The organism is Streptomyces viridosporus, assembly GCF_002078235.1.
GTDB lineage: Bacteria > Actinomycetota > Actinomycetes > Streptomycetales > Streptomycetaceae > Streptomyces > Streptomyces viridosporus.
In genome coordinates this window covers 1-1,473 of sequence record NZ_MSGP01000284.1, presented here as the reverse complement: position 1 = coordinate 1,473, position 1,473 = coordinate 1, and the positions used below count along the sequence as shown (strand labels likewise).

Sequence of the window (1,473 nt, the reverse complement as noted above, 5' to 3'; positions counted from 1 at the left end):
CGCCCCGGGGCGGTGGCGGTGCCGAGCCGGGATACGCGGTCGGGTGCGGCAGGGGGGAGCGCAGCGGGTGAGTGGGGTCGTGGGGGGAGCCGTGGCCGGCGGCGTGGGCCGGCTGGTGCGGTGCGCCGTGCTGAGCGCCGTGCTGAGCGCCGTGCTGAGCATGGAGCAGGGACTGGTCCGGTGCCTGAGGGCCGTGCGCGGGAGGCGGTGGAGCGGGCGCGGGGGAGGAGGTGACCGTGGCCCGGGGCGACGGCAGGTGGAAGCTGCCGGTGTCCGACATGCTGGGCGGCTGCGGAGGGACGGACGGTGCCGCCTGGGCGCCGGACGGTGTGGGGGAGGAGGCGGCCGGTGGCGTCGCGGAGGTGGTGCTCCGGCGCGGATCCACGGGTGCGATGCCCCCGCCTGTGCCCCCGTCCGTGCTCGTGCTCGTGCCTCGTTCTCTGCCCGGGACGGACGGCGTCGAGCCGGTTCCGGAGGAGTCGTCTTTCCCGGCGGGCCCGGACGCCAGGCCCGGAGCCCTCTTCAGCGGGCCGTCCGCGGCGAACCCCGGGGGGAGCGGGCCGAGCTGGTCGAAGACCTCGATCAGTTCGTCGTCGGGGCCGGGCTCCGGCAGGAGTTCCGCGGCTGCGGCGAGCGCCTTGCGCGCCCCCGTGGCCGTGCGGAACCGCGCCTGCGGATCCGGCTGCAGCAGCGTGGCCACGACCTGCCAGAGCGGCTCGGGGATCCCCCGGGGAGCGCCCGGCGTCCCGTGGTCGGCGAAGTGCTGGACGAGTGCCTTGGCGTCCGGTTTGGCGCCCTCCAGCAGATACAGCGCGACCAGGCCCACGGCGAACAGGTCGGCGGGGAAGTCCGGGTCGGAGCCCATCATCTGCTCCGGCGCCAGATAACCGGGCGTGCCCACCACCAGGTTGGTCTCGGTCAGCCGGGGCTCGCCCAGCCGCATCGCGATACCGAAGTCGGACAGCCGTAACCGCGGCCTGCCCGTACCGGTGGCCTCCAGGAGCACGTTGGCGGGCTTGATGTCGCGGTGCACCACGTCCTCCGCGTGCACCGCGGCGAGCCCGGACAGCAGCTGGTCGAGCAGGGTGCAGACGAAGGCCGGCGGCAGAGGGCCGTAGTCGCCGACCAGGTGGGCCAGCGAACCGCCGGCGACCAGGTCCATGGTGAACAGGACCTTGTCGTCGTCGGCGGCCCAGCTGGTGGGAGCGAGTACGTGGGGGTGGTCGATCCGCAGGGCCTGTTCGCGTACGAAGCGGAGCAGGGAGTGGGCGTCGCTCTGCAGCAGGACCTTGGCGGCCACATAACGGCGGCGGCGGTGGTCCCAGGTGCGCCAGACGGCACCGACGCCCCCGCGCCCGATCGGGTCGACCAGTTCGTACCGGCCGGCGAAGACCTCACCCATGGCTGTGCGTCGCTCCTCCCCCTGCGATGTCCCCCTCGCCTCCCCGTCTCCCCCTCGACGAGCGGTACGGC

At 74.5% G+C, this 1,473-nt stretch carries 1 protein-coding gene; it reads right to left on the bottom strand.

Annotated elements, in window-relative coordinates; genetic code table 11:
• Window positions 1–1,402, bottom strand: a 1,402-nt coding sequence (locus B7L92_RS20455; protein WP_081238960.1) for a serine/threonine-protein kinase, incomplete at its 3' end; no start/stop codon positions are given.
• Between the last annotated feature and the right edge of the window lie 71 nt (window positions 1,403–1,473).